The sequence below is a fragment of the Paenibacillus sp. FSL P2-0173 genome (assembly GCF_038008045.1).
GTDB lineage: Bacteria > Bacillota > Bacilli > Paenibacillales > Paenibacillaceae > Paenibacillus > Paenibacillus polymyxa_B.
Genome location: NZ_JBBOYK010000002.1, coordinates 1,212,021 through 1,227,105, shown reverse-complemented (window position 1 = coordinate 1,227,105; position 15,085 = coordinate 1,212,021). Strand labels below are relative to the sequence as shown.

At 44.2% G+C, this 15,085-nt stretch carries 11 protein-coding genes; 8 read left to right on the top strand and 3 right to left on the bottom strand.

Going from position 1 to position 15,085, the window contains the following annotated elements; translation table 11 throughout:
• Positions 1–72: 72 nt before the first annotated feature.
• Positions 73–825: an MBL fold metallo-hydrolase gene (locus MKX30_RS15790; RefSeq protein ID WP_076264424.1), complete on the bottom strand. Its 753-nt coding sequence runs from the start codon at positions 823–825 to the stop codon at positions 73–75.
• 158 nt (positions 826–983) lie between these two features.
• Here MKX30_RS15790 and MKX30_RS15785 point away from each other — a divergent pair, with 158 nt between their 5' ends.
• Positions 984–1,409: an Lrp/AsnC family transcriptional regulator gene (locus tag MKX30_RS15785; protein WP_023987353.1), complete on the top strand. Its 426-nt coding sequence runs from the start codon at positions 984–986 to the stop codon at positions 1,407–1,409.
• Between the two features lie 65 nt (positions 1,410–1,474).
• On the opposite strand, the gene MKX30_RS15780 is transcribed toward MKX30_RS15785, so the two are convergent.
• Positions 1,475–1,951 (bottom strand): GNAT family N-acetyltransferase, encoded by a 477-nt coding sequence (locus tag MKX30_RS15780; protein WP_048481495.1) that lies wholly within the window; start codon positions 1,949–1,951, stop codon positions 1,475–1,477.
• A gap of 132 nt (positions 1,952–2,083) precedes the next feature.
• On the opposite strand from MKX30_RS15780, the gene MKX30_RS15775 reads away from it, so the two are divergent.
• On the top strand, positions 2,084–2,998 hold the full coding sequence (locus tag MKX30_RS15775; protein ID WP_341062977.1) for an EcsC family protein: 915 nt from the start codon (positions 2,084–2,086) through the stop codon (positions 2,996–2,998).
• Between the two features lie 103 nt (positions 2,999–3,101).
• Here the strand turns inward: MKX30_RS15775 and MKX30_RS15770 are convergent, their stop codons facing one another.
• Entirely contained in the window at positions 3,102–4,370 is a 1,269-nt protein-coding gene (locus MKX30_RS15770) for an MFS transporter (RefSeq protein WP_071559076.1), read from the bottom strand.
• A gap of 355 nt (positions 4,371–4,725) precedes the next feature.
• Between MKX30_RS15770 and MKX30_RS15765 the strand changes: the two genes are divergently transcribed.
• The 6 genes from MKX30_RS15765 to MKX30_RS15740 all read left to right on the top strand — a co-directional run bounded on the left by MKX30_RS15765 (position 4,726) and on the right by MKX30_RS15740 (position 15,067).
• Positions 4,726–6,717, top strand: coding sequence for a copper amine oxidase N-terminal domain-containing protein (locus MKX30_RS15765; RefSeq protein WP_028543158.1), 1,992 nt, complete (start codon positions 4,726–4,728; stop codon positions 6,715–6,717).
• 209 nt (positions 6,718–6,926) lie between these two features.
• Positions 6,927–8,696 carry an acid phosphatase gene (locus MKX30_RS15760; RefSeq protein WP_075153864.1) on the top strand — a complete coding sequence of 590 codons (1,770 nt, stop codon included), beginning with the start codon at positions 6,927–6,929 and terminating at the stop codon, positions 8,694–8,696.
• 269 nt (positions 8,697–8,965) lie between these two features.
• A complete protein-coding gene (locus MKX30_RS15755) occupies positions 8,966–10,372 on the top strand; it encodes a sucrose-specific PTS transporter subunit IIBC (protein ID WP_076264421.1) in 1,407 nt (468 codons plus the stop codon).
• 18 nt (positions 10,373–10,390) lie between these two features.
• Complete coding sequence (gene bglX, locus MKX30_RS15750; protein ID WP_341062976.1) at positions 10,391–12,646, top strand: beta-glucosidase BglX; 2,256 nt, start codon at positions 10,391–10,393, stop codon at positions 12,644–12,646.
• On the top strand, positions 12,639–14,018 hold the full coding sequence (locus MKX30_RS15745) for a glycoside hydrolase family 32 protein (protein WP_023987361.1): 1,380 nt from the start codon (positions 12,639–12,641) through the stop codon (positions 14,016–14,018). Before bglX ends, MKX30_RS15745 begins: the two co-directional genes overlap by 8 nt.
• 215 nt (positions 14,019–14,233) lie before the next feature.
• Positions 14,234–15,067 carry a helix-turn-helix domain-containing protein gene (locus tag MKX30_RS15740; RefSeq protein WP_023987362.1) on the top strand — a complete coding sequence of 278 codons (834 nt, stop codon included), beginning with the start codon at positions 14,234–14,236 and terminating at the stop codon, positions 15,065–15,067.
• The last annotated feature ends 18 nt before the right edge of the window (positions 15,068–15,085 follow it).

Here is a 15,085-nt window from a genome sequence, read left to right as displayed (position 1 = left end):
ATGTGGATGCTGGAGGTGTCTTGTTTGTTAGGCCTGGAATGTAGGAACCATCATCCGAAGCCAGCACACATATTATCCTGAAACCGTCGCTCCATCTGCCGGAATATGGACGCGTCCCTCCAAACCTTCACGGTTGATATGTTCTGTAAGCTCAGAGCGAGTTAGTAGACAATGGTTGATTGCCTCCATGTGGACAGCCACGATTTGTGTATAAGAGGCATGCTGTGCAACAGCTGTTACATCTTGGGCAGTCATAATAATAGGATCACCTACCGTAAACCGTGCTCCTCCAGCGTTCACAATTGTCCACTCAGGACGGTATTTATCCAGTGTTTCCGCGACTTCACTGCACCAGATCGTATCCCCAGCCAAATAGACGACAGGTTCACCTGGAGCCTGAAACACAAAGCCGGATACGGGTCCCATCTGTTCCCCGATTTCTCCGGTGCCGTGATGCCCGGCTGTACGGATAATCTCAATTTCTCCCACAGAACCAGCTACCCAAATCGGAGTAACCTGTGTAAAACCGTCAGCAGCGATCTGTTCTTCATTTCCGGGCTGGCAGAAGACGGGAATTTGTTTGTCCAACCAGCGTACTGCTGCCGGGTCCCAATGATCCGGATGTAAATGTGTGACGATCACAACGTCAGGCTGTCCGAGTGCCTGCCATTGCGGCGGCAAGGGAACCAGCGGATTACGGCGGGCATTTTCCGTATTGGGAACTGGCGGATTTGCGCCAGCATCGCTTAACATCGGATCAATCAGAAATTTTACTCCAGCGTATTCCAACCATAAGGTTGCGTTGCGGATTAGTGTGATTTTCATATATGGAAGCTCCTTTGGTAGTGAATGTTTTTGGACCGAGTATATTTTCGGTGGTTCTTTGTTTCTGTTACAATCATATCTGACGCAAGGAGCTACAGGCTACAGCCTGCTGAAAGGAAAACCAACATACTCGTTTCATCATGAAAGGAAAAATAACTATGGAACTATTCGTACCTGATGACACCGATCTGCGCATTCTTCATCATTTAATTGAAGACAGCTCTTTATCGAACAAGGAGATCGGCCAGCTTGTTCATTTGACAGGCCAAGCCGTAGGGGCACGTGTTCGAAAAATGCAGGATGCGGGCATTATCGAGGGCTATACGCTGCGCTGGAACCCTGAAAAAATTGGCCAGACGATTCATGCCTTTATTACGGTTTTTTTGAATTCAGGAACGACTCACAGTGCTTTCCAGGCTTTTGCACGGGAGCATCCCTATATTGTCGAAATCCATCGGGTGAGTGGGGAAGGCTGTTATTGGATGCGCTTGCGCATGTCATCACAGGCAGAGTTAAATACCATGCTGGATGAGCTTACGAAGTTTGGTAATTACAAATTGAGTTTTTCCATTGGTGAGATTTAACGATAAAAGCTTTCGGCGTTTGTGCCGAAAGCTTTTTTATTTGGGCGAAGGCTATGAGCTCAACGTTATAGGCTCATTTTAAAAATATGCTGCAAGCCGTGTTGTCCCATTTTAGTGTTGCCTTCATCGATAAAGCCGCATTTGCGATACAGATTTTGGGCAGGCAGATTACGGGCATTGACGCCCAGTACAATCTCGCGAATATGTGGGAAGTGTCTGGCGATGAACTGTGGTAGTAAAAGCAGCCCTTTTTTAGCGAATCCTTGTCCCTGATCTGCGTAATGAATAGAGAACGCGCGCAGCAGCAGTGCCTCAGCAGTATTCGTATAGTCCGCTAATTCTTCCCCATCGTATAAAATGAAAAATCCAACGGGTCTTCTAGTAGCCGTAATCACGACAGGATGGCGGTGCGGATCTTCCTTGGCCAGTGTCAGCATTTCATCCGGCATTCCAGTAAACTGCTTCTGCTCCTCAGGTAAGTAGAAGGTATGTAAAATGGCATCATGCCCACAATGGTAAGGGACAAGCTCTACATTATTCATCATTACACTCCGATCTGTACGGATTTTAACTTTCTATATCATCTAGTTTGCTAAAAAAAGAAACCTGAACTCGCCTTGCTTACGTATTACCCATACATAAACTAGCATAGTCAAAAGGAGACGTCTACGGTTATGAAGCAGCTTGCAGAATATCGGGAAAGCCAGGACGTATTGCGTCATGAGCTGAAGAATATTGAAAAATGGGAAAAGGAACAGAAGGACATTTTTTTCTGGGAAAAAATCGGCAGATGGCCTTTTATGCTGCTGGATCGGCTGACGCCCAAAATCATTAAAGACAAGCTAGAGCAACTGCTTAATGAGATGGGCAGTTTCATTCAGAACGGCGGCAAATATTTGGTGAAGGAAGAAACGGTTCTGAACAGGCTGAAAAAGACGGCCCATGAACATGTAATTCAGCGAAATGGCACAGATTCCGTGTCGGATACGCAGGACCTGCCTCGTGCCGGGGAAAACGCTGATTCGGAACATAGTGCCGAACCTAGGTGGGAGTTGAAGCAGGCGGCTGAGCTCCCGCTAACAATCATGGATCGGACTGCTGACGAGATGACGGCGGGTCGCATTACCTTTGCCACCGCTCAGGGAGCAACAACGGGGATTGGGGGTGTGTTTACGATTGCGGCGGATATTCCTCTTTTGCTCGGCTTGTCACTCAAAGTGCTTCAGGAAATAGCCTTGTGTTATGGCTTTAATCCCCATGATAAGCAGGAACGCATTTTTATTATTAAATGTATGCAATTTGCTTCATCTGATATTGTGGGTAAAAAGGCTGTTTTAGAGGAGCTGGCTTTGTTTGATGATCCTTCACGTCAGGCACAGGTTTTTTCCCAGATGCAGGGATGGAGAGAGGTCATTAACACCTATCGTGATCAGTTTGGATGGAAAAAGCTGCTTCAAATGGTCCCGATTGCGGGCATTTTGTTCGGCTCCATCGCGAATCGAAGCGCTATTAGTGACGTAGCAGAAGCAGGGAAAATGTTGTATCGGAAGCGTCGTATTTTGATGCGTTTGGCAGAAGTAGAGAACTGATTGCAACACTTAGGCGTAAAAGGGGATATTTTTTTCGTGAGGAAACACGTGAGTTGGCTATAAAGTTGTGCAGCGGCCAAGATGGCCGCCACACGTTTGCCTGTTACACTTCGGCTCCATTTTCTTCCGCCCAGCGGTTCAGGGTTTTATCTGTAGGAAGCAGGAAGGTTAAGATGCCGAGCAGTGGCAAAAAGCCACACAAGAACATGATGTGGGTGATGCCTACTTTGTCGATCCAGTTGCCGAGTACGAGTGCGCCTACACCGCCAAGGCCAAAAGCAAGGCCCGTAATGAGACCGGACACGGTCCCGATTTTACCAGGCACAAGCATCTGTGCATATACGACTGTGACCGAAAAGCTAGACAGCATAATAAATCCGATAATCGCCAGCAGGATTGCCGTCCAGAATTGGTTGGCATAAGGCAGCAACAGCGCGAGTGGTGCAGCTAATACCATGGACAGAAAAATCATATTGCGTTTACCAAAACGGTCCGCCAGTGGACCGCCAAAGAAGGTGCCCAGCGCTCCAGCCCCGAGGAACAGGAAAATGTAGAGCTGTGCATCAGCCAATGGCATTTTGAATACTTCCATCAGGTAAAACGAATAGTAGCTTCCGACCGAGGTTGAGTACCACGAACGGACGAATACCAGTAGAATGAGGACAATCATGGCAAACATAACGCGGTTACGCACTTCGGGCTTCATGCGGCGTGCCACCGCTTTTTTACGTGCAATGCCTTCTGTACGCAGGACGTTACCGTACCAGCGGGCGATGAACGATTGCACCACAATTCCCGCTGCTGCAATACCTGTGAACCAGATCGCACCGAATTGTCCCAACGGGATAAAAATCCAGCTCGTGAGCATCGGCGCCAGCGATTGGCCCGCATTGCCGCCAACTTGAAAAATGGATTGTGCTAAGCCCCGGCGTGATCCTGCCGCCATATGGGATACGCGCGAGCCTTCAGGGTGAAAGGCAGCCGAGCCCAGACCCACAAAGATGACTGCGATCAGCACCGCTTTATAATCGGCAGCATAGGCGAGCAGCAGCATGCCGGTCAGCGTAAAGCCCATACCGATGGGAAGAATAGCTGGCGTAGGTCGTTTGTCCGAAAACAAGCCAATCACGGGCTGCATGATTGAAGCTGTAAAATTGATCGCGAATGAAATCCAGCCGATCTGCGTGTAGCTCAGGCTCATAGATTCCTTTAAGATCGGAAAGATCGCTGGAATGACCGATTGAATCGAGTCATTGAACAGATGGACGAAACTGATCGCAATCAGAATCGCAAAAACGGTGCTTTTCGCTTGCGGCCCCGGGAGGGGAAGCGATTGGCCCGTTTCATTTTTTGCAGCAGATTTACTAGTCATGGCAACCTCCGAATATGTATGTATATTTTAAGATATAGGAAGCGATCCGTTTGCAGCAAATGGCTGAAAGTGGGATAAAGCCCCACTTTACTCATTGCTGCTTGCCCATTCTGCTGGATACTCTTTATTACTCGATTTAGTTGGTTTCTAAAATGGTACATCGAAATTCAAACGTTTATCATCCTCAAAACCGATATATATGTGAGTATTTTGCATAAGTCCCAAGAGCGCTTTTCAAATCAGCAAAATAGAGATCGAAGTGATCCAGTTCGTCTATATATTATATTTTTGAGCGTTGGGAATGGAATTATGCAAAATACTGATATGGAAATATAGATAGAAAAGGGGAACCACGATGAGAAAAGCAGCGAAGATTTTGCTGGCAGTATCCATGGTATGTGGAGCGGTGGTGGGAACTACGTTAAACACTGGAGAAACAGCAGTAGCGGCAAATGTAACGACGAACAACACTTGGAAAAACGCTAAAATTATAGACGTGATCGACCGGAATAACTACATACTGGATGACGGTTCTTTATGGAGAAAGAGTATAGATGGCCCGGTTATTGAGAAATTGAATTTGAAAGGCATTACAGGCAGCAAAAACGAGAGCCAAGGTTATTATGGCTGGACTGAGGACGGGAAGGTAGCCATCTGGGATGATAACTCCGACCCAAAAGTGACGGCTCAATCCTCAGGAGTTAAAGAAATTACAGGTGAGGGTTTGGCTATTAAAACCGATGGGACGATCTCCTGGGGAAGAGAACAGGTTGAGGGAATATCGGATGCTATAGATGGTGATAAGGTAAGTACCTATTTTACGGTTCTTACTCGATCCGGTGATGTATGGTATTCCACAGGGTACGCAGAATCTAAGCCCCGCAAGATAGGTCATGTAGATGGTGCGCTTGATATCAAAATGAGTACGGCGTATGCTGCAGTACTTAAGGAAGATGGCCATGTCACGATGCTGGATATGCTGACCAATGAACCACCGCGCGAAGTGGGAAGTGATATTGCTTCAATTTTATGGAAAAAAGGTACACATGTCTTGATTACTGTACATCATGATGGGACTGTATGGAGCTATGACCGAATGAAGAAATATCCAGCTGTGCAGCTTAGCGGGTTATCTAATGTTGCACGGTTGGTTGATTCGCCTGACGAGCTTTTTGCACAATTAAAGGATGGCTCTTGGGTCGGCTATAAGGACGGAATCACGACTGCGCTGAGCTTGCCTACATTAACGGGTATGTCCTTGTTGACGACCTCCAAAGAGGCTGCCATCGGCGATACGATTCAATTAAATGTACAAGAGACGTATTCGAACGGTTATCGACTAACACGTCATCCCGAAGCTAGTGAGATTGAAGTGGAGAAACCGCAGGTTGCCGAGCTACAGCAGAATGGTTCCGGTACACTCAAAGTAAGGGGCATTGGAAGCACATCCGTAGCTCTGCGGACCGAAGGAATACCATCTTCTTTTACACTAAAGGTATCGTCCGATCAAACCTTGACCGGGGCGGCTATACTGAACGGCAATGTGTATTTGCCTGTGCAGTCTGTGTTCAAGACGCTGGGTGGATCTGTTACCGTGGCGAACCAGACCTTTACGATCAAGCTGGGTAAAAACAATATCGTACTCCAAAAAGGGAGCTCCACCGCGATGGTGAATGGTAAACCTGTTGCACTGAAGGGCAAGGTTCAAACGGTTAACGGACAGGTTGTATTCCCGGGAACATTACTGACCGATCTGAAGTTGGGCGGATTCAAATGGAATCGTGACCGCCAGCAAGGAGAATTATCTGTGGGCGCTACCAAGCTGGTCATTGAGACGCCAGAAACGGCAAAAATTATCAGAGCCATTGATCTGGGTAGTCTGTCCAAATTAATTGGCAAAACCTATTGGGTCAATAACTTCTATAGCGCTGGAGAGCGATTTGGCAAGGTAACAGTTAAAGATATCGAAGTCAGCACGGATCCGAACGGTGTTAAATCTTACGAAGTTATTTTCCAGGGGGCCAATGGCGAAACTTATGACACGTATTCCATCATCGGAGCTTCACGCATTCCACAAATGCTGTCTGATTCCGATCAATTTCTGACTTACGATCCGTACAAGAAATACCAATGGTCGCAAGCCATCTGGAACAAGATTAAAAATAATGAGGTAAGCTTGGGCATGAATACGACGCAGGTGCAGTTCGCATGGGGAAACCCAACAGTCAGAGAAAAGGGGGCTGCTTCAAACGGAACTCAAGTCGAAGCCTGGGTATACGGCAACCGTAGTCTTTATTTCAAGGCGGTAGCTTTCGTGAATGGCAAAGTCATAGAAGTATGGCTGTAGGGTAGCTGGTTTTCTATAACGGTTTGAACAAGGTATCTCCAGAGTCGTATATACGGCTCTTGGGATGCCTTTTTTTCATTTAACAAAACTAAGCTCTTTATTTAACAAACTTAAGATATGATTCTTTATATCATACATCTTGTTATTTAGATAATAGCTCCGTAGAGAAAGTACGAAGAGCACAAGAGAAGAGAGGATCTGATTTGAGAATGAAATCGCTAAGGAAACCATTATCAGTTGCATTACTATCTTTACCATTACTTCTAGGTTCCCTGGGTGGAAGTTATGCGAGTGCGGCAACCCTACCAACAACGGTAACTCCAACAGAACCATCGTGGGGATATTTCGTAGATCATTATAAAAATAATAGTTCTGCCAATAAGACGGAAAGCTCTAATCCGACCCTCGGGTTGCTCTCCGAATTTAATAAGCTTTGGACTCCCGGCGCTACTTGGGATACAGGTACCAAGCTAAACAGCAGCGTGCTGGACGCCAATATTCAAAAAGTGATTGATATAGCTGCCCGTCGCACTTCTAGTGAGGCTGATGCGGCTTATTTGGATGATCGCAGAAACCAGAGCTACAGTGTGATCGACGGTCTGGGTTCGCTCACTGATGTATATCGAAAGAATGCAGGTGCCACGACAACGATCAACGACATTCCGGCAGATGCCCTGACTAAGAAATACGAAGATGAGGGAACGAATGCAGGGAGTACAAGCTCCAATCTCGGTAACATCGTAAATCTGGTAAATACCTTGCGCGGGGAATACTCTACGACGAACCCGGCTAAGTCTTACTTTAGCTATCCTCGTCCGTTTCGCTGGAGCGATAACTCAGTGGTTGTTCCGAGCCTTATTCCTGCTCTCAAAGCTGATGCTACTAGCGATGGCGGCTTTCCTAGCGGTCATACCAATGCTGCATATCTCAGTTCTATTGCTATGGCCTATGCCGTGCCGGAGCGTTATCAGGAACTGCTGACACGAGCTTCGGAGCTGGGCAATAACCGTGTTGTTGCCGGTATGCACTCCCCGCTTGATGTTATGGGAGGACGTGTCATGGCAACGGCGATGGCTGCTGCTATCCTGTCTGATCCGGCCAATAGCAGTTTGAAGAAAGCGGCTTATCAGGATGCTCGTAAACAACTGCTGTCTCAAAAAGGCACAGCTCCAGATCGATTCAGCAATTATGCCACAAACAAAAAAAATTATAATCAACGATTAACATACGGATTCAGTCAGGTTAATCCAACTACGACGCCAATGACAGTGCCTAAGGGAGCTGAGGTACTGTTGGAGACACGCTTGCCTTACCTGGATAGCACACAACGTCGTTGGGTTTTGGCTACTACAGGGATTCCTTCCGGCTATCCTGTACTTGATGATGCTGAGGGATGGGGACGATTGAACCTGTTTTCCGCCGCGGATGGCTACGGTGCTTTCACCAATAATGTTGCGGTAAATATGGACGCTTCCAAAGGCGGTTTCAATGCACTGGATCGCTGGCGCAACAATATCTCCGGCGTTGGAAAGCTGACTAAAAAGGGAACAGGTACGTTGAAGCTAATGGGCAACAATACGTATTCCGGCGGTACACAGATCGAACAAGGTACTCTGGAAGGAACTTCGGAAACGGCTTTCGGAAGTGGTGGAATTACGAATAACGGGGGAACTCTTCTTAAAAATGCTTCTGGAAAGCTGATTATTGGCGGAAATTACAGACAATCTGCCAAGGGAACACTTGAGCTTAACCTGCACAGTAAAAATGATGTGCTCAAAATGAAGGGAACAGCCATACTCAACGGAAAATTACGTCTGAATTTTTCTAACAAATATGTACCGGCCAATGGTGCTACGATCTTAACTTATGGTAAACGGAATGGAGCATTTTCTTCGATTGAAACAGTAGGTTTACCAAGCAATTATAAAGTGAAGGTTATCTATACAGCTGACAGTGCTCAGTTGAAAGTCACTAAGTAAAACGTAATTAACTCTCTATACAACAATTGAAGTGCACCTTTAAAATACATGGGGATAAACCAGAAGGTTATTCCAGTATGTATTCTAGGGTGCACTTTATTGTTTCATCATAATTAATCAAAAGTATAAAAAGGTCAAAATTTGACCTTAATGTAGTAAAATAATCCCGCTGTTTGAAAGCGCAGTCATGATATTCTTAAGAAGCATATTTGATCAAAGTTTTAAATGATTCAGACTAACTAAGAGGAACAGAGGAAAGGAAGAGACTGATGAGTCTTGAAAAGGAATACGTTAAAATAGCCCAAGATGTCATTAAAGGGCTTGGCGGAGAAGACAATATTATTTCCATGGCACATTGTGCCACACGGCTGAGGCTGATTGTAAAAGATAGAGAAATTATTGATGATGAATTTATTGAGAATATTGATAAGGCCAAAGGCGTTTTCTTTACCTCTGGGCAATATCAAATTATTTTTGGAACCGGTACTGTAAATAAAGTATACGATGCCATGGTTGGTCAAAGCATATCTGCTACATCAAAAGCTGATTTGAAAGAAATGGCCTCCACCCAAGATGATAATCGGTTCAAAAGAATGATCCGAGTTTTCGGGGATGTATTTGTTCCGATTATGCCCGCATTGGTAGCTACAGGATTATTCATGGGAGTTAGAGGCTTAGTAACTCAGCCTGCACTGCTTCAGTTATTTGGACTTACACCTGATCATATTTCTGCGAATTTCATATTGTTTACGCAAATATTGACTGATACGGCTTTTGCATTTTTACCCGTGTTGGTATGTTGGTCGGCCTTCCGGGTGTTTGGTGGATCGCCACTATTGGGGATTTTGATTGGATTAATGTTAGTGAGTCCTTCGTTGCCTACATCCTGGGATGTCGCCCAAAAAGTTCAGGAACCACTAGTGTTTTTCGGATTCATTAAAATTGCAGGCTATCAGGGCTCGGTTCTGCCTGCTTTCATAATAGGTGTCGTGGGGGCGATGCTGGAGAAGAAGATCAGGAAGTCAGTCCCCGATGCATTGGACTTAATTCTAACACCGTTTCTAACATTATTAATAACACTGGTACTGGGATTGTTCGTAATTGGTCCCATTTTTCACGAGGTGGAAACTTTAATATTAATGGCTGTTACCGCCATTTTGAAATTACCATACGGCATCGGCGGATTTATTTACGGTGGCATCAATCAGATTATTGTAGTTACCGGACTACACCATGCCTTAAACCTGATTGAAATACAGATGTTAGTGGGCAATGGTTGGAATATGGTGAACCCGATCAGTTCGGCGTCGATTTGCGCACAAGCGGGTGCTGCGCTAGCTGTTGGTCTAAAATCTAAAAATGTAAAAACCAAATCCATTGCTTATCCTTCTACCTTGTCTGCGTTGTTGGGCATTACAGAACCCGCTATCTTTGGGGTGAACATTCGATATGGCAAACCGTTCATGATGGGCTTGATTGGAGGAGCGGTTGGTGGTTTCTTCGCACGTATATTTAATATTCAAGCAACGGGGATGTCGATTACAGCCCTACCTGGAATGTTATTGTACCTGAACAATCAGATATTTCTTTACATTTTAGTTTGTGTAATCGGCTTTGCTGTAGCATTTTCGCTAACGTGGATCTTTGGGTTTAAAGAAAAAACAGATAACAAATAAAATGATGTGGGGAGAATCATGGACAACAACACACTACTTAAGAAATTGGACAGCCTTTCAATAGAAGAGAAAATAGGCCAGCTCATCCAACTGACCGGTGATTTTTTTGAAGGGGATATAGACACTGTTGTGACAGGGCCTTTAAAAAAATTAGGGTTAAACGCCGGCTACAATATATATAACACAGGATCGATATTGAACATCACTAACCCAGAAAAAATTATCCAGTTGCAAACGGATTATTTGGAAAAATCGATTCATAAAATTCCGCTGCTGTTCATGGCAGATATTATCTATGGGTATCGAACTATCTTCCCGATTCCGATTGCACAAGCATGTAGTTGGAATTATGAGGGAATAGAACATGCGGGTTCGATTGCTGCCCAGGAATGTTACGACGAAGGTGTTCACGTGACCTTTTCCCCCATGGTAGATATCGTTAGAGATCCCCGTTGGGGGCGGGTGATGGAATCGCCTGGAGAGGATACTTTGCTAGCGAAGAAATACGCTGAAAGCATGGTTCAGGGGATACAGGGAAGAAACTTGGAAGGGATCATACCAGCCAATAAAATTGCCGCTTGCGTCAAGCATTTTGCCGCTTATGGGGCACCTGTCGCTGGACGTGAGTATAACGCCGTGGATATGTCGGAGCATACGCTGCGAGAATATTATTTGCCAGGGTATCAAGCTGCAATCGAGGCGGGGGCAAAGCTTGTTATGACGGCCTTTAATACCTTGAACGGCGTCCCTGCGACAGGAAACGAGTGGCTTAACCGCGACGTGCTAAGACGAGAAATGAACTTTAATGGTGTGTTGATCTCGGATTACGCCGCTATAGAAGAACTGATCATGCACGGTTATGCTGAAGACGAGGCTTCAGCCGCAAGGATTTCGTTATTGGCTGGTGTTGATGTGGATATGAAGACAGCGATATATGCCAATCAATTGGAGAAAGTAGTATCGGATGACGAGCATATGCTGGAGCTTTTGAATGAGGCTGTATACCGTGTTTTAAAGCTAAAAAATGATTTGGGGCTTTTTGAGGACCCGTTCCGCGGATTACAGGAAACCGTTCAGCGGTCGAGAAACAGTATTCTGTCAGATGAACATAAAAAAGCCGCGCTGTCCTTGGCTGAAGAATCCGTAGTCTTGCTGAAAAATGAAAATCAACTACTGCCATTGTCTAAACATACCAAAGTAGCTTTAATCGGCCCTTACGCAGATGAAAACTCTACCCTGGGCATGTGGGCCATTAAGGGGGATGAGGCGGATACCGTCAATTTGAAAATGGGATTATTAAAGCATGTTGATCCCGGCAATCTCTCGGTTTGCAAAGGGGCGTATATGCTCCCCGCTAATGCGAGAGAAGCCCTAGGCAAATATGCGGACAAGCTGGCTGCTGAAACAGTCGATGAGGAGGCCCTGCTGCACGAAGCGATCCGGAATGCTAACGAAGCGGATGTCATTGTACTCGCCTTGGGAGAAAGTATTTATCAGAGCGGAGAAGGGGGATCGCGAACGAACCCGACGCTTCCTAAGCCGCAAATGAAACTGCTCCATGAATTAAGTTTACTGGGCAAAAAGATGGTTCTGATCGTTTATAGCGGAAGACCTTTGATTCTTACCGAAGTAGCCGGAAAAGTTGACGCTATTGTTCAAGCCTGGTATCCAGGAACGATGGGCGGAGAAGCACTGGCCAATATACTGTATGGGGAAGTCAATCCATCGGGGAAATTAGCCATGACCTTTCCACGAAGCGTTGGACAAATTCCGATATCCTACAATGAGTTGAATACAGGAAGACCAAATTTAAAGGAAAATGGTTCTTATCGGTTTGCATCCCGATATATTGATGAAGTGAATGAACCCTTGTATCCGTTTGGCTATGGTAAATCCTATACCTCATTTGAATACAGCCTATTAACAGTTAGCCAAAAAGAAATGAAAAAAAATGAGTCAGTTGATATCTGTATTTCTGTCACCAACACTGGAATTTATGATGGAAAGGAAACGATCCAATTATATATTCGCGATAAATTTGCAAGTGTTGCAAGACCAGTGAAAGAATTAAAAGACTTTAAAAAAGTTTTTTTGCAAAGTGGCGAGACCCAAAATGTCGAATTTTCAATTCATGAAGAGATGCTTAAATTTTATGATCGTGAAATGCAATACAAAAGTGAACCCGGCGAATTTGATATTTATATCGGGTCAAGCTCGCAGGAAATTTTGCTGAGTTTTAGTTTTGTTTTTTTACCGGAGGATGAGCATGAATAAAAGCGACGCGTATAACCTGAAATATCATATTACTCCTCCTTACGGTTTGCTCAATGACCCTAATGGACTTGCCTATTTCAATCATCAATATCATGTGTTCTATCAGTGGAATCCAAAAGGAACGGAGCATAAAAATAAATGCTGGGGCCATGTTGTTTCTAGCGATCTGGTGCACTGGCAAAGGAAAAGTGTCGCGCTGGAGCCTTCAGAATGGTATGACAAGGATGGCATTTATTCGGGCGGAGGCATTGTTCATAATGAAAAGCTGTATCTGTTTTATACAGGAAATGTAATCCGAGATGATGGAGTAAAAGAAAGCTATCAATGCGCCGCGATTTCGGAGGATGGCGAGTATTTCCAAAAAATAGGTCCCTTGTTTGAGCACCCCAAAGGTTATACCCGGCATGTTCGAGATCCGAAAGTATGGAGAGACCAACACGGGAACTGGTGGTTGATTGTTGGTGCTCAGAGAGAAGATTTGACTGGAGATACGCTTATCTACAAATCTAAAAATTTGTCCGAATGGGAATGCCAAGGATCATTTGTTGATCACGATCATCAATTTGGATATATGTGGGAATGTCCAGATGTACTTCATTTTGCCGAAAATGATGTTTTTGTTTTCTCTCCTCAGGGTTTACCGGAGAGAGGCGAATATTATAAAAATCCTAATCAATCGGGTTATATTGTTGGCAAATTATCGAATACAGGCAAATTTAACGGCAACCTTTCCGATTTTAAAGAGCTTGATCGAGGATTTGATTTTTACGCGCCACAATCATTTAAGGTTAATGACAGAACCATTATGTTCGGATGGATGAGCGCCATGAATGAAGAAGCGGAGAGGGCTGTCCCGACCATTCAGGAGGGCTGGATTCATGCATTGACTCTTCCTAGAGAAGTGGTATTGATGAACGGTGTGTTGTACCAGAAACCATTGCCGGAATTACAATTGTTAAGACTTGATGACATGCATTACAAAGGGGAAATTCAAAATAACAGTGAGTGGTTACTGCCTTCTACACAAACGGAGCTCATTGTTCATTTTTCCTTACTCACAGAAAACTTTAAAATGATCATTAGGGATGCTGTGCAATTTGACTATGATTGGGAACAAAATAGTCTGACAGTTTGGAGAACAAACTGGTTGACTGGCGAGAGGGAGTACAGAAAAGCAACATTAAATAATAAGCTTGCAGAAATGCAAATATTCATTGAAAGCTCAAGCTTGGAAATATTTGTTAACGAGGGTGAAGAAGTGTTTTCCCTGCGTTATTTCATAGAAGATGCAGACCAACGCAATGTATTGCTTGAGGCAGGAGACAATGTAGGTGAAGTTAGAATGTATCAGTTGCAGGAATGTGTAGGTTAACATTTTTTTGCTTGCCGAGTTGCAAGTAGGCTAAGGAAGGCTGTTCATTATCCCGTTTACGGGAAGAACTGCCTTCTTTTTTATTTTGGTCCGTTGAATAGATTCTGCTTGTCCGGGCATTTTACTATCGGTATAGTATGAGTATTAGTATAAGAGTTTATTGCTTAATATAGAATACAGATGGATCACTCATGGCTGGCTGATGAGGTGTAGTGATGAAAAAAATATATGAACATATCGAAATAGACAGAAAAAAAATGATTAACCTTTTTATGTTCCAATCCAGAGATACAGAAAGAGTCATTCCTATGCATTTTCACAGCAATATGGAGTTGATCTACTGTACAAGTGGAAGTCTAAAGGTGTGGCATGAAGGAAAAATAACTATTTTGATGGAAAAGGATGCGCTATTCATTAACAGCAATGTCCCGCATTCCACGCAGAGCATTACGGAGAACCAAGTCATTGTGCTGCAATTTCCAGACACTTTCTTTGCCAATGAACAAGTAATCATCCAATTAAACACGCAAGAGAAACAAGTTGAAGATACTATAATCTCTAAATTAAGAGGATTGTTTATGGATATATATGATCTACATATTTCCAAAAGCAAATACGACTACATTTTAGAGCAAAGCCGAATTATTGAACTGAAATATTTGCTTGTCAATCATTTTAGTCAAGCAACAGACATTCCACCGGAAGTATTTAGTGAAAAGCAACGAAAGATAAAGACAATCATGGACTTTATTAAAGAGCATTATACTGAAAATATTAGCCTGGCCAAAACGGCCCGTATCTGCGGTTATTCGGAGGCTTATTTGTCGCGAATGTTTCATGAATATACAGGCCAGACGTTTACCGAATACAAGCAAATTCTTTGTTTGGAGAAGGCGATCGATTTACTGGATTCAACCAATAAGTCACTTACAGAAATTTCTTACGAGGTGGGGTTTCCAAACGAGAAATCTTTCAGAAAAGCTTTTAGAGAAGTTATGGGTAAAACACCGTATGAATATAAAAAATCAAGATTTGATCTGGATGTGTAACGCCACGAGCATGCACAG